Genomic DNA, 12,421 nt, shown 5'->3' with positions numbered 1-12,421 from the left:
ATGGCTGACGTGACGTCGACCTGGACCGAACCCTCGAACACCGCCACCGCGCTGCTCCTGCTGGGCCGCGGCAGCGACCCCGCCTCCGAGCGCGGCGTCGACTGCCCGGGCGACCTGCCCGCGCCGAGCGACCCCGACCTGGTGGCCCGGGCCACCGCGGCCAAGGCCGCGCTGGGCGACCGCGTCTTCGTGCTCGGCCACCACTACCAGCGCGACGAGGTCATCCAGTTCGCCGACGTCACGGGCGACTCGTTCAAGCTGGCCCAGCAGGCCGCGGCCCGCCCGGACGCGGAGTTCATCGTGTTCTGCGGCGTGCACTTCATGGCCGAGAGCGCCGACATCCTGACCACGCCGGCCCAGCAGGTGATCCTGCCCGACCTGGCGGCCGGCTGCTCGATGGCCGACATGGCCGTGCTGGGCCAGGTTCAGACGGCGTGGGAGCACTTCGAAGACCTCGGCATCGCCGGCGACATCGTCCCGGTGACGTACATGAACTCCTCGGCCGACATCAAGGGTTTCGTCGGCCGCAACGAGGGTGTGGTCTGCACGTCGTCCAACGCCAAGCGCGCGCTGGACTGGTCGTTCGAGCAGGGCAGCAAGGTCTTCTTCCTGCCCGACCAGCACCTCGGGCGCAACACCGCCGTACTCGAAATGGGCTTCAGCCTCGACGACTGCGTGCTCTACGACCCGCACAAGCCGCACGGCGGGCTGACCGACGAGCAGCTGCGGAACGCGCGCATGATCCTGTGGCGCGGGCACTGCTCGGTGCACGGCCGGTTCACACTCGACAGCGTCAACGACGTGCGCGAGCGGGTGCCCGGCGTCAACGTGCTGGTCCACCCCGAGTGCCGGCACGAGGTCGTCCAGGCCGCCGACTACGTGGGCTCGACCGAGTACATCATCAAGGCGCTCGACGCGGCCCCGGCCGGGTCGGCCTGGGCGGTGGGCACCGAGCTCAACCTCGTCCGGCGGATGGCCCTGGCCCACCCGGACAAGCAGATCATGTTCCTCGACAAGACGGTCTGCTACTGCTCGACGATGAACCGCATCGACCTCCCCCACCTGGTGTGGGCGCTGGAGGAACTGGTCGCCGGCCGCGTGCCGAACGTCATCACCGTCGACGAGGAAACGGCCAAGTACGCGCGTGTCGCGCTCGACCAGATGCTCGCCCTGCCGTAACCGACCGTAGTCAGCAAGATCCGGACAGCGCGGCGTTTTCTTTCCGCTGTCTTAACTGTCGGCTTTTCACGGCCTCGTGGGCGTTGTGTGACTGGCGTCCTTGTCACTCAGCGCTATGCTCACCCGGTTGCAGAAACGGGGTAGGTCCACCCGTGCTGCCCCCTCGATCATCTTCGGGCGCTCCCCTCGCGCCCACCGGCTGGAGGTTACGTTGACCGACGACGTCTTGGTCGTGCACGGCGGAACGCCGTTGCAGGGTCAGATCCGGGTCCGTGGCGCCAAGAACCTCGTCTCGAAGGCGATGGTGGCCGCCCTGCTGGGCGAGTCGCCGAGCCACCTGTACGACGTGCCGCGCATCCGCGACGTCGAGGTCGTCCGTGGCCTGCTCGGCCTGCACGGCGTGAAGGTCAGCGACGGCGCCGACGACGGCGAGATCGTGATGGACCCGACCAACGTCGAAAGCGCCAGCACCGACGAGATCAACGTGCACGCCGGCTCCAGCCGCATCCCGATCCTGCTCTGCGGCCCGCTGCTGCACCGCCTCGGTCACGCGTTCATCCCGGACCTCGGCGGCTGCCACATCGGCCCGCGCCCGATCGACTTCCACATCCAGGCGCTGCGCGAATTCGGCGCGGTCGTCGACAAGACGCCCGAGGGCATGCACCTGAGCGCGCCCAACGGCCTCAAGGGAGCCAAGCTCGAGCTGCCCTACCCGAGCGTCGGCGCGACCGAGCAGATCCTGCTCACCGCCGTCCGCGCCGAAGGCGTCACCGAGCTGCGCAACGCGGCCATCGAGCCGGAGATCATGGATCTCATCTGCGTGCTGCAGAAGATGGGCGCGATCATCACGGTGCACACCGACCGGGTCATCGAGATCCAGGGCGTGCCCCGCCTGCACGGCTACAAGCACAAGCCGATCCCCGACCGCATCGAGGCCGCCAGCTGGGCCGCCGCCGCGCTCGCGACCAAGGGCGAGATCGAAGTGCTCGGCGCCCGTCAGGCCGACATGATGACGTTCCTCAACGTCTTCCGCTCGATCGGCGGCGAGTTCGAGATCACCGACGATCGCGTGGCCCGGCCGGGCGTCACCCCGGTCGAGGGTGGCATCAAGTTCTGGCACCCCGGCCACGAGCTGCAGGCCGTCGCGCTCGAGACCGACGTGCACCCCGGTTTCATGACCGACTGGCAGCAGCCCCTGGTGGTCGCGCTGACCCAGGCCCGCGGCCTGTCGATCATGCACGAGACCGTGTACGAGCAGCGGCTGGGCTACACCGACGCGCTCAACCAGATGGGCGCCACCATCCAGGTCTACCGCGACTGCCTGGGCGGCACGCCGTGCCGGTTCGGCCGCCGCAACTTCAAGCACTCCGCCGTCATCGCCGGCCCGTCCAAGCTGCACGCGGCCGACCTGGTCATCCCCGACCTGCGGGCCGGCTTCGCCCACCTGATCGCGGCGCTGGCCGCCGAGGGCACTTCCCGGGTGTACGGGGTGGACCTGATCAACCGCGGCTACGAGGACTTCGAGGGCAAGCTGGCCGCCCTCGGCGCGCACGTCGAGCGCTTGTAACGCACCTCAGTTTCATCACTATCAGCGGCGCGGTGTGAATCACACCGCGCCGTTTGGCTACTCTCTGAGCGTGCCCTCGCTCTTTCGCCGCAAGCAGTCCGACGTCGCCACTCCCGAGGAAGTCGAGGAGGAGGTGACGCCGTCGGCGCGCCCGAAGAGCTACACGCCCAGCAAGAAAGAGCTCGGCCAGGCCACACCCAAGCGGGTCGCCACCGGCCGCCGGGTCGGCGCCGAGGCAGCCGCCCCGGCCAACCGCCGCGAGCAGCTGAAGCAGATGCGCGAGCGGCAGCGGCAGGAAAGGGCCGAGGCCACGGCCGGCATGAAGGCGGGCGACGAGCGCTATCTGCTGGCCCGTGACCGCGGCCCGGAGCGCGCCCTGGTCCGCGACATCATCGACAGCCGCCGCACCGTGGGCACGTACTTCTTCGGTGGCGCGTTGATCGTGCTCATCGGCTCGACCGTGCAGATCCCCGCCGTACAGCTGGCCAGTAATTTGCTGTGGCTGCTGCTGGCCGTCGGCGTGGTGATCGACAGCGTGCTCATCTCGCGCAAGGTCAAGCGCCTGGTCAACGAGCGCTTCCCGAAGACCAGTCAGCGGGTCGGCTCGCTGCAGATCTACGGCGTGATGCGCGGCCTCACCTTCCGCCGCATGCGCGTGCCCAAGCCGCGCGTCGAGCTGGGCCAGGCCGTCTAGAGGTCTCGCTCGGGGCCTTGTAAGTGGTTGCGCTCGCCCTCGTGGTCGAGGATGCACAGCACTTCGGCCGGCCCCTCGTGGGCGCCGAAGGCGTGCGGCACCATCGTCGAGAACTCGGCCGCCTCATTCGTGCCGACCAGGATCGTACGGTCGCCGAGCCGCAGTTCGATCGTGCCCGACAGCACGGTGAACCAGTCGTGCCCCGGATGCACTCGTAGCTCGCTCGGCACCTTTCTGGTGATGCGCATCTTGGCCACCGTCTGACCGCTGCCGCGGGACAGCACCCAGGTCGTGATGCCGCGCTCCGGATGGTTGTGCGGACGGATCACCACGTCCTCGTCGCCGACCGGCTCGACCAGCTGGTCGATCGAGGTGCCCAGCGCCCGGGCGATCGCGGCCATCTGGTCGAGGGCGATGCGCCGGTGGCCGGTCTCGATCCGGCTCAGGGTCGACGGGCTCAGCAGCGAACGGGCGGCCATCTCGTCGAGCGACCACCCACGCGCCACCCGCAGCCCGCGGATGCGCTGGCGGACGACCGCCTCCAGATCCTGGTCTTGCTTCATACGCAAGATGCTATGCGAAGGGCGCAAGGCGCGGCTACCTTCGGGACATGGCCCACAACCACATGATCGAAATGCTCGACCTGGACGCCGAGGTCCTGCACGACTACCACAGCGAAGTGATCGCCTGGGTCGGCCGCGAGGCCGCCGGCCAGCCCCGCATCGCCGACCTCGGCGCCGGCAGCGGCACCGGCTCGCTCGCCCTCGCCCGCGAGCTGCCCGGCGCCCGGGTCACCGCGCTCGACGTCGACCCCGAGATGCTGGCCCACCTGCGCGCCCGCGCCGAGGCCGAGGGCCTGGGCGATCGCATCGGCACCGTCGAGGCCGACCTCGACCAGCCCTGGCCCGGCCTCGGCCCGATCGACGTCGTGTGGGCCGCGTCCTCGATGCACCACATGGCCGACCCGGCCCGGGCGCTGGCGTCGGCCTTCGGCGTCCTGCAGCCAGGCGGCCTGCTGGTCGTGGCCGAGCTCGACTCGTTCCCCCGCTTCCTGACCGGTACGCCCGACGAGCCCGTGGAGGACGCCGGCCACGTGGCCATGGACAAGCGCCGCCACGAGGCCGGCCTGCACATGCACGAGAACTGGGGCGCCTTGATCAGCCGGGCCGGCTTCGCCGAGGTGACCGAGCGGCACTTCGACATCGCGCTGCCCGCGCCCCTGCCCCCGACTGGTGCCCGCTACGCCCAGGTGACGCTGAGCCGCATGCGCCACGGCCTCGAGGACCGGCTGCCCGCCGCCGAGCTGGCCACCCTCGACCGGATCGTGACCGGGCTGCCCGGCCGGACCGACCTGAGCGTCCGCACCGAGCGCACGGTCTGGCTGGCCCGCCGCTAGGCCCGAAGTTATCCACATTCCGGGGTTGTCCACAGGCCGTGACCTGATCAAGGCGCTCAAGACGACAATGGACTGCGGGGGCTCCCCCTTGGGAAGGGTGGGCTCTGTGTGGGACCGGTGGGCTCTGTGTGGGACCGGTGGGCTCTGTGTGGGACCGGTGGGCTCTGTGTGGGACCGACTGCACTTTCCCCTGTTCGTCGACTGGCAAGGGTCGGGCGCTGTTTCGCAATGGGCGTTCGTCGGCCTGTTGACAACGGCCGGAAGATGCGACTCGCCCGGCCGGGACAGGCATTCCGGCACCGACTCTGCCGATGGGCCGTTGACGCAGATCCGTGCTTTACGAGGGACGGCGGGAGGCAGGCGCCAAGAGCCAAGGCGTTCCGGGCCACGTAATGATCAGGGCGCCGACGCGGAGATCGTGGGCACGTCGACCCGGCCGGTCTGCCGCTGCCCCTGACGGCTACGACGGGCGCTGCGGTGAGCCGCCGGTACGGTCGGGCGTCCGAGCTTCGCGATGGCGCTACACGGGCACGCTGGAACTCGGCGAGGCGAAGGCCGGGAGTCGCGGGGCTGCTGCCGGCAACGGCTGAGCAATTGCAGGCAACGGTGGTGCGCCGCAGTCCCTGACGTACGAGGCGACGGTGGATGGCGGCGGCTACCTGACCGAACCGAAGGTCACGCTGCCGACCTACGCGACCGTGGCTCTGATCTCGGGCTTCGGCGAGCCCTTGGCAGTCGCCCGGCTGAAGTCACCGAGGTGCCGGAGGAGTGCGCCGGCTTCTCGCCGGTTAGTTGACGCCGGCCAGACGGAGTAGGGCGGCCACCGCGGCCGCGGCGACCACCACGACGACGAACGGCGCCTTCCGCCAAGCCAGCAAGGCGCCTACGGCGACGCCGGCCGGGCGGGACAGGCCGGCGAAGCTGCTGCCGGCCATCAGGGTGGCCGTGCCGGCCAGGGCGCACAGCAGGGCGGCGGCGGCCATCGGGAGCAGGCGCTGCAGCGCGGGTGACAGGGTGAGGCGTTCGCGCAGCATGACTCCGCCGAGGCGCATCGTGTACGTGCCGATGCCGAGGACGAGGATGGCGGCGAGCAGCATCAGGACCTCCGGCCGAAGCGGATCAAGGTGAGCAGGCCCAGCAGCGCGCACAGCACGGGCAGGCCGGCCGGCAGGAAAGGCGTGGCGACGACCGCGACCGCGGTGCCGGTGAGGGCGACGACGCGGGTGGCCCGGTCGCGCAGGGACGGCAGGATCAGGGCGATCAGCGCGGCCGGGAAGGCGGCGTCCAGGCCCAGCGCCTCGTAGTCGCCGACCGCGGAGCCCAGCAGCACGCCGAGGGCCGTGCCGATGTTCCACGAGGTGAACAGCGTGATGCCCATCAGCCAGTAGGTGCGCCGGCGGCGGGCCGGGTCGTCCTCGGCCAGGGTGAACGCCACCACCTCGTCGGTCATCACGTGGCTGCCGATCAGGCGGCGCCAGCCGGCGCCCATGGCGCCGCCGATGGCCAGGCCGAACGGGATGTGGCGGGCGTTGAGCAGCAGGCCCGCGAAGACGGCGGCGATGGGGTTGCCCGCGGCGAGCAGGCCGACCGCCAGGAACTGCGCGCCCCCGGCGAACACGATCGTGGACATCGCAAACGGCACCCACGTCGGAAGCCCGTACGCGATCGCAATAGCGCCGAACGACGCGCCCACCGCGACCATGGCCGCCGCGATGGCGACGGCGTCGCGGACCTGGGCCCGGTCGAAGGCTTGCGTTCGCTGTATCGTACGCATGGTTCTAAATACTGAACGATGTCGCTAGCGTTCGTCAAACCGAACGAATCGATCGACGGAGCGAACATGCAGCAACCGGCGCCCCCGCTCGCCACCATCGCCGCCGCCCTGCGCCGGGAAAGGGAACGCACCGGCATCTCCATCGCCGAGCTGGCCCGCCGGGCCGGGCTGGCCAAGTCGACGCTGTCCCAGCTCGAGGCGGGCACCGGCAACCCGAGCATCGAGACGCTGTGGTCGCTCGGGGTGGCCCTGGGCGTGCCGTTCAGCCGCCTGGTCGAGCCACCCGAAACTCAGGTGCGGGTCGTCCGAGCCGGCGAGGGGACCCGGCTGCGGGCCGACCAGGCCGACTTCGTGGCCACACTGCTCGCCGCGGGTTCGCCGCACACCCGGCGCGACCTGTACGTGATGGAGCTCGAGCCGGGGCCGGCCCGCGACGCCGCCGCGCACATCCCGGGCAGCGTCGAGCACATCGTGGTCGGCGGCGGCCGCATCCGCACCGGGCCGGACGGCGACACCGTCGAGCTGGGCCCGGGCGACTACATCACCTTCCCCGGCGACGTCCCCCACCACTACGAGGCGCTCGAACCGTCCTGGGCCGTCCTCGTCATGGAGCACCGCTGACGTCGGTGTAGAGGCGGGCCACCACGTCCTCGATCTCCGGCTCGACCACCGAGAGGTCACGCACCGGCACGGCGCCGACCAGCGCGGCGACGGCGGCCCCGGCGGCGATCGACTCGAGGGTGAAGGTGACCCGATGGCCGTCGGCCTCGGTCGAGGTCAGCGTGGCGCCGGGCAGGGTGAAGCCGGGCGGCAGCGGCGTGTCGAGGTCGGCGACCAGGCGGCGGCGGGAACCGTACCGGGCGTGCAGCTGCTCGATCGTGCCGTCGTGCACCACGTGGCCGTGGTCGATCACCACCAGGCGGCGGCAGAGGCGTTCGATGTCGGCCAGGTCGTGCGTGGTCAGCACGAGCGTGACGTCGCCGGCGCGGCCCAGCTCGCCCAGGAACGAGCGCACGGCCTGCTTGCTGACCACGTCGAGCCCGATCGTCGGCTCGTCCAGGAACAGCACCTCGGGGCCGTGCAGCAGGGCCGCCGTCAGTTCGCCCCGCATCCGCTGGCCCAGGGACAACTGGCGTACGGGCGTGTCGAGGAAATCGCCGAGATCGAGCAGCTCCTGGCAGCGCCGCAAGCGGGCCGCGTGCTCGGCCGCGGGAACGCGGTAGACGTGCCGCAGCAGGCGGAACGACTCGCGCAGCGGCAGGTCCCACCACAGCTGGGAGCGCTGCCCGAACACGACGCCGATGCGCAGGGCCAGCCGGGTGCGCTGCGGAACCGGGCGCAGGCCGCACACCGACACCTCGCCGCTGGTCGGGGCGAGCACGCCGGTCAGCATCTTCAGCGTGGTCGACTTGCCGGCGCCGTTGGGGCCGATGTAGCCCACCATCTCGCCCCGGGCGATCGACAGGCTGACCCCGTCGACGGCCGCCACCTCGCGTTTCTCCCGGCGGAGGCGGCCGGCTTTGACCCGTACGGTGAAATTCTTGCGCAGTTCGCGCATCTCGATCATGAGCCGGTGCTCCGGTAGTGACGGACGCCGGACCGCCAGACGACGGCCGCGACGCTGACGGCGGCCAGCGCGACCAGGGGTGACAGATAGCCCGCCCAGCTCGGCAGGCCGAGCGGATCCGGCCGGCCGAGCAGCGTCAGGGCGGGTTGGTAACTGACGAAACCGAAGCCCAGCGCGTACGCGAAGGCGGTGCGGAACCACGAGCCGTAGACCGTGATCGGGTACGAGGTGAAGTCGCGGCCGCCGTACGTGAACCCGTGCCCCAGCTTGCCCGAATCGACCCACCAGAAGGCGGTGGCGGCGCTCAGCACGAAGATCGCCCCGAAGAAGACCGCCCCGCTGACCGGCGCGGACACCAGCAGCAAGGCCCGTGCCGGCGTCCAGTCGATGTCGTTGCGGCCCAGCGCCAGGCCGAGCACGCTGATCCCCACCGCCAGCCGCATGAGCTTGCGCAGCGGCAGGTCGGCCAGCATCAGCTGGGGCAGCACGGCCAGCGGGCGCACCAGCACGGCATCCAGGCGCCCCGTCCGCACGTACGTCTCGAGCTGGTCGATGTTTCCCACGGTCAGGTCGGCCAGCACGAACGCGAACGCGGTGATGCCGGTCATCATCAACGCCTCGTCGAGGGTGAACCCGCCCACCGACGCGGCCGCCCGGTAGAGCACGAATACGGTGACCACGTCGATCAAGGTGCCCGCCGCATTGGTCACCAGTTCAACGGCGAACGACGTCCGGTACGCCGTGGCTGAGCGCAGCCTCCCGCCGAACAATGCCGCGTACGCCCGCCATTCACCCACCCTGCACCACCAGCCGCCGCTCGGCCCGGCGCTGCACCCAGCGCGCCAGCGCGAGCATGACCACGGCCCACACCGCCTGCAGCGCGACCAGACCGGCCTGCAGCGCCGGCGGATCCCGCTCGATCAGCACGTCCAGCGGCGTCTGCAACAGGCCCGGCAGCGGGGTCGCCACCCACAGGGTGACCGTCGCCCACTCCGGCAGCAGGCGCAGCGGGAAGTAGAGGCCGGCCAGCACACCCGACCCCAGCGTCCAGAAGGCGAGCGGGCCGCGGGCGTCGTTCAGCCAGTACGCGGTCGCGTTGATCAGGTAGCGGCAGGCGAACGACCCGATCACCGCCAGCAGCACCGAAACCGCGAAAAGCGGCACAGTCTGCCAGCGAGACGGCGTGGCCAGCGGGAAGAAGAGGGCGCCGACCAGCACCGGCGGCCCGACCCGGGTGAGCAGCGCATGACACGCCCGGCCCAGGTCGGCGGCCAGATAGGCGGTCACCGGGGAGATCGGGCGTACCAGGTCGGCCACGATGTCGCCGGTACGGATCCGGTCGGCCAGGTCGGCCCAGCCCCAGATTCCGACCACGTTGAGTAGTCCCTGGCCCACCCAGACGAACGTCGCGAGCTGGCGCGCATCGTAGCCGCCGGGTGCCCCGCCCGCTGCCCCGGCGGCTACGGCAAGTAGCACGTAGCAGCGAAGAAAGCCGAAGACTATGTTGGTGAACGTTCCGGCCAGCGTGGCCTGCCGATAGGTCGCGTAGCGCCGGAAACCCGACCCCACCAGTGCACGGAACGTAGCGACGGAGGCGCTAATCGGACGTCTGGGAGAGATCGCCGGCACGCTGGCGTCAAGCGCGTCCACGCCGTTAATCTCCTTCCCTAAACTCCCTGTACCCCTAGTGCCGGAGCCGGCGACTCTAACCGGGTCTCCGCGGGACCGCCGCGCATTTTCGACCAGAAGTGGAAGTTCGCCGTGACGGAGCGTCGCCAATCGCCGGGCCTGACCCTGGGTGCCCGATGAACGGCTGGAGCTCCCTGGGCGACGGCTGGGGCGAACAGCCGGCCTGGGTCTACGAGGTCACCTGGGAATGGGAGCCGCAGCCCGGGCAGCGCTATCCCGGCGATCCCGGCCGCCGCAAGGCCGTGCACACGCCGGTCTACGAGGCGTCCGGCAGCAGTCCCGAGGGTCAAGATCCTTCCCGGTACGACGGCACGCCCGGCCGCCGGGAGCAGGCCTCAGGGGACGACGCCCACCCGCGTCAGCAGCCAGGGCGCACTTTCGTCGGTCCGGCCCGCTCCTCCTCGTCGTCGGGCCGCTCCTTTGACACTCCCGCGCCCTCTCGCTCCGCTGACTCGCCTGGTCGCTCCGCGGGCGGGGCTCAGCGTGACGAGCCGCTGTGGAACCGGCCGGCGGCCGCGCTGCCCGAGCAGCGTGGCTCCTCCGACCAGCAGCGTGGGGCGGCGCCGGTGTACGGCCGCCAGCCCGACCACCAGACGGGCGGCTCCTACCGGGATGCGGTCCAGTTCCGCGAGGCGCAGATGCGCGAGTCCGGCCCCCGGCAGCAGCCGTCCCGGCCGGGCGGCCAGGTGCCCGTCACACCTGGTCCTTCTTCCACCGGGGCCGGCCAGGCCACGCCCAGCGGTCCGGTCTCCCCGGCATCGTCCGGGGTCTACGGCGCCGCGCGACCGACGTCCGGCGATCCCGTCTACGGACGCCGGCCCACCCCCGACGAGCACCGCGGCCCCCGCCCCGTCTCCCCGGCCAGCGGCGTGTACGGCAGCGCCCGCCCCGCACCGGCCGACGCCTTCCCGTCCCGCCCCGGCGCACGCCCCGCCCCCGGCCAGCGCGAGGGCCGCGACGACGTCCCCTTCGACCTCCGCCCGGCGCCCCCCGAGCGCGGCACACCAGCCCAGGCTCGGCCCGCACCCCAGCCGACCCGGGTCACGCCGGCCCGCCCGTCCGGGCCGGAGCCCACCTACCCCCACACGCCGGCGCGGCCGGTCTCACCACCGGCCGCCGGCCCCGGTTCGCCGTCCGTCCCCGGCTCGGCGCAACCCGGCCGCCCGCAGACAGCACCGGACCACTCGGCCTACCCTCAGCGGCCGCCGGTCCAGCCCGGCCACGACCGCCAAGCTCAGGCCGGACCCGGTCACCCGCAGCCGACGCACCTGCAGCCTGCATCAGCCCAGCCCGGCCGGCCGCAGGCGTCGAACGCGCACACCGATCGCCCGGAGCAGTCCGCTGCGGCTCAGCCCGTCCTGGACCAGCGGTCCGCCCCGCAGGACGGCCCGCAGCCCAGCCGCCGGCAGCCGCCGTCAGCGTGGGCGAGCCAACCGTGGTCCGAGCCCGGTCGCTCACAGCCGTCCTGGGCGCAGCCTGCCCACCCCACCTCGGGGCAGCCCAGCCACCCGACTTCGCCCGCGCAGTCCGGCCACCCGACGTCGCCGGCACGGCCCGGGCACCCGCCGCACGCCGGCCGGCCGACGTCGCCGGCGCAGCCCGGCCACGCGCCGCAGTCCCCTGCACAGGCCGGCCACCCGACGTCGCCGGCGCAGCCCGGCTACCCGCCGCAGGCCGGCCGGCCAACGTCGCCGGAGCAGCGCGGCCAAGCGCCGCAGTCCCCTGCGCAGCCCAGCCACCCCACCTCGCCGGCGCAGCCCAGCTACCCCACCTCGCCGGCCCAGCCTGGCCGCCAGCAGCCCTCCTCCGCGCGGGCGGGCTACTCACGGCCCGAGCACGCCCGGCCCGGCGGCCCGCAAGCGGCGCCTGCCCAGACCAGCCACTCGGAATTTGGCCAACCGAGCCGCCCCCAGTCGTCCCAGTCGCACTCTGGCTACCCGCAGCCGGAACACTTCCGGCCCGGCTCGACCGAGCCCGAAGCGGCCCCGGCCGTCGGTCCGACGTCTCAGCCGGGTCGTCCTCAAGCGGAGGCGCCCGGCTACCCGCAGCCGGAGCACGCCGGCCCGGCCGAGCCCACATCGGCCGCTCCGGGCCAGTTCCCGGCGCCATCGAGGTCGGTGTCGCCGTCCACCGGCTCGGACCAGCACGCGCAACGCGCCGACGCCGACCTCGGCGATGCCCGTGACGCGGCCGGCTCGGTCGCGCCGTCCTCCGCGGCACCGTCGTCCGGGGCCGCACCGGGCGGCTCCATCTGGGACGCCGCCACCAAGAAGAGCGGCCCCACCACGCCGCCCACGTCCGCGATGCCGGCGTCTTCCGCCCCCGCCCCGGCCGAGGACGACAGCGAGCCGCACGGCCTGGGCTGGCTGCTCTCCCAGAGTGGCCTGGGCGCGGTGACCCCGCTGCCCCCCCCCCTCCCCCCCCCCCCCCCCCCCCCCCCCCGGGGCCCCCCCGGGCGGGTCCGAACCCCCTTCCTGCCCCCGCCCCCGCCCCCCCCCCCCCCCCCCCCCCCCCCCCCCCCCCCCCCCCCCCCGCCCCCCCCCCCCCCCCACCCC

Annotated in this window: 11 protein-coding genes; 5 read left to right on the top strand and 6 right to left on the bottom strand. The window is 72.4% G+C overall.

Features of this window, described 5'->3' with window-relative positions; genetic code table 11:
* The 3 genes from nadA (at window position 1) to OWR29_RS11220 (ending at window position 3,440) form a co-directional block, all read left to right on the top strand.
* Window positions 1-1,179 carry a quinolinate synthase NadA gene (gene nadA, locus OWR29_RS11230; protein WP_267562637.1) on the top strand — a complete coding sequence of 393 codons (1,179 nt, stop codon included), beginning with the start codon at window positions 1-3 and terminating at the stop codon, window positions 1,177-1,179.
* Window positions 1,180-1,390: 211 nt separating this feature from the next.
* Window positions 1,391-2,746: a UDP-N-acetylglucosamine 1-carboxyvinyltransferase gene (gene murA, locus OWR29_RS11225; RefSeq protein ID WP_324291236.1), complete on the top strand. Its 1,356-nt coding sequence runs from the start codon at window positions 1,391-1,393 to the stop codon at window positions 2,744-2,746.
* A 70-nt stretch (window positions 2,747-2,816) separates the two neighbouring features.
* On the top strand, window positions 2,817-3,440 hold the full coding sequence (locus tag OWR29_RS11220) for a DUF3043 domain-containing protein (protein ID WP_267562636.1): 624 nt from the start codon (window positions 2,817-2,819) through the stop codon (window positions 3,438-3,440).
* Here the strand turns inward: OWR29_RS11220 and OWR29_RS11215 are convergent.
* Complete coding sequence (locus OWR29_RS11215) at window positions 3,437-4,003, bottom strand: helix-turn-helix domain-containing protein (protein ID WP_267562635.1); 567 nt, start codon at window positions 4,001-4,003, stop codon at window positions 3,437-3,439. The two genes, OWR29_RS11220 and OWR29_RS11215, sit on opposite strands and share 4 nt — an antisense overlap.
* Before the next feature lie 47 nt (window positions 4,004-4,050).
* Here OWR29_RS11215 and OWR29_RS11210 point away from each other — a divergent pair, with 47 nt between their 5' ends.
* Window positions 4,051-4,836, top strand: coding sequence for a class I SAM-dependent methyltransferase (locus OWR29_RS11210; protein WP_267562634.1), 786 nt, complete (start codon window positions 4,051-4,053; stop codon window positions 4,834-4,836).
* Between the two features lie 788 nt (window positions 4,837-5,624).
* Here OWR29_RS11210 and OWR29_RS11205 read toward each other — a convergent pair.
* Together OWR29_RS11205 and OWR29_RS11200 are read right to left on the bottom strand one after the other, a co-directional pair.
* The gene (locus OWR29_RS11205; protein ID WP_267562633.1) at window positions 5,625-5,933 is read right to left on the bottom strand and encodes an AzlD domain-containing protein; all 309 of its coding nucleotides are present in this window, start codon (window positions 5,931-5,933) and stop codon (window positions 5,625-5,627) included.
* Window positions 5,933-6,610: an AzlC family ABC transporter permease gene (locus OWR29_RS11200; RefSeq protein ID WP_267562632.1), complete on the bottom strand. Its 678-nt coding sequence runs from the start codon at window positions 6,608-6,610 to the stop codon at window positions 5,933-5,935. Before OWR29_RS11200 ends, OWR29_RS11205 begins: the two co-directional genes overlap by 1 nt.
* A gap of 66 nt (window positions 6,611-6,676) precedes the next feature.
* On the opposite strand from OWR29_RS11200, the gene OWR29_RS11195 reads away from it, so the two are divergent.
* On the top strand, window positions 6,677-7,231 hold the full coding sequence (locus tag OWR29_RS11195; RefSeq protein ID WP_267562631.1) for a helix-turn-helix domain-containing protein: 555 nt from the start codon (window positions 6,677-6,679) through the stop codon (window positions 7,229-7,231).
* On the opposite strand, the gene OWR29_RS11190 is transcribed toward OWR29_RS11195, so the two are convergent.
* Genes OWR29_RS11190 through OWR29_RS11180 form a run of 3 tightly spaced genes read right to left on the bottom strand, consistent with a single transcriptional unit; the run spans window position 7,215 to window position 9,746 of the window.
* Window positions 7,215-8,177 (bottom strand): ABC transporter ATP-binding protein, encoded by a 963-nt coding sequence (locus OWR29_RS11190; RefSeq protein WP_267562629.1) that lies wholly within the window; start codon window positions 8,175-8,177, stop codon window positions 7,215-7,217. The genes OWR29_RS11195 and OWR29_RS11190 overlap by 17 nt on opposite strands.
* Window positions 8,174-8,974, bottom strand: a complete 801-nt coding sequence (locus OWR29_RS11185; RefSeq protein WP_267562627.1) for an ABC transporter permease — start codon at window positions 8,972-8,974, stop codon at window positions 8,174-8,176. Before OWR29_RS11185 ends, OWR29_RS11190 begins: the two co-directional genes overlap by 4 nt.
* The gene (locus OWR29_RS11180; protein ID WP_267562625.1) at window positions 8,967-9,746 is read right to left on the bottom strand and encodes an ABC transporter permease; all 780 of its coding nucleotides are present in this window, start codon (window positions 9,744-9,746) and stop codon (window positions 8,967-8,969) included. The genes OWR29_RS11185 and OWR29_RS11180 overlap by 8 nt, the downstream gene beginning before the upstream one ends.
* Between the last annotated feature and the right edge of the window lie 2,675 nt (window positions 9,747-12,421).

The organism is Paractinoplanes pyxinae, assembly GCF_026626335.1.
GTDB lineage: Bacteria > Actinomycetota > Actinomycetes > Mycobacteriales > Micromonosporaceae > Actinoplanes > Actinoplanes pyxinae.
This window is presented reverse-complemented; position numbering and strand designations above follow the sequence as displayed.

Bases quoted from the DNA above. Each gene is read 5' to 3' on its own strand.
- OWR29_RS11205 (WP_267562633.1), bottom strand. From the start codon at position 5,933: ATGCTGCTCGCCGCCATCCTCGTCCTCGGCATCGGCACGTACACGATG.
- OWR29_RS11200 (WP_267562632.1), bottom strand. From the start codon at position 6,610: ATGCGTACGATACAGCGAACGCAAGCCTTCGACCGGGCCCAGGTCCGC.
- nadA (WP_267562637.1), top strand. From the start codon at position 1: ATGGCTGACGTGACGTCGACCTGGACCGAACCCTCGAACACCGCCACC.
- OWR29_RS11215 (WP_267562635.1), bottom strand. From the start codon at position 4,003: ATGAAGCAAGACCAGGATCTGGAGGCGGTCGTCCGCCAGCGCATCCGC.
- OWR29_RS11190 (WP_267562629.1), bottom strand. From the start codon at position 8,177: ATGATCGAGATGCGCGAACTGCGCAAGAATTTCACCGTACGGGTCAAA.
- OWR29_RS11195 (WP_267562631.1), top strand. From the start codon at position 6,677: ATGCAGCAACCGGCGCCCCCGCTCGCCACCATCGCCGCCGCCCTGCGC.
- OWR29_RS11210 (WP_267562634.1), top strand. From the start codon at position 4,051: ATGGCCCACAACCACATGATCGAAATGCTCGACCTGGACGCCGAGGTC.